The organism is Acinetobacter sp. NBRC 100985, assembly GCF_000241225.1.
Lineage (GTDB): Bacteria > Pseudomonadota > Gammaproteobacteria > Pseudomonadales > Moraxellaceae > Acinetobacter > Acinetobacter venetianus.
Window position 1 is genome coordinate 1 of sequence record NZ_BAEB01000046.1, and the last position, 425, is coordinate 425.

Genomic DNA, 425 nt, shown 5'->3' on the forward strand with positions numbered 1-425 from the left:
TATCCATAAAGGTCACATTGGCATCAACGGTTAAGTCTGGATCGTTGAGTAAGTCGCTACCTGCAACATCAACACTCCAGGTACCTGCAACGGTATCAACGGTTGCTGTGTAGTCGGTACCATTGACACTCACCGTCACCACTGTGCTGGTTGCATCAGCTGGGATACCCGTCAACACACCGGTTAAGGTCACATTGCTCGACAGAGACTCGGTTTCATTGAGTACGTTGTCCGCAGTGATATCGTCAATGCTAAATACCGTTGCGGTTGGGTCTGGTGGAGTCAAGTCAACCGTTAAGCTGCCAGTGTCTGTGCCCACATTGCCCGCTGGGTCGGTTGCCGTTACCGTGATTGGATACGTGCCTTCCGCTAAGCTTGGTAAGGTGTTATCCGCCAATGTCCATGTGCCATCGCCATTGTTGGTT

1 protein-coding gene is annotated in these 425 nt (G+C 51.3%); it reads right to left on the reverse strand.

Annotated elements, in window-relative coordinates:
• On the reverse strand, positions 1 to 425 hold a 425-nt coding region (locus ACT4_RS15205), incomplete at both ends, for an Ig-like domain-containing protein (RefSeq protein ID WP_007483631.1).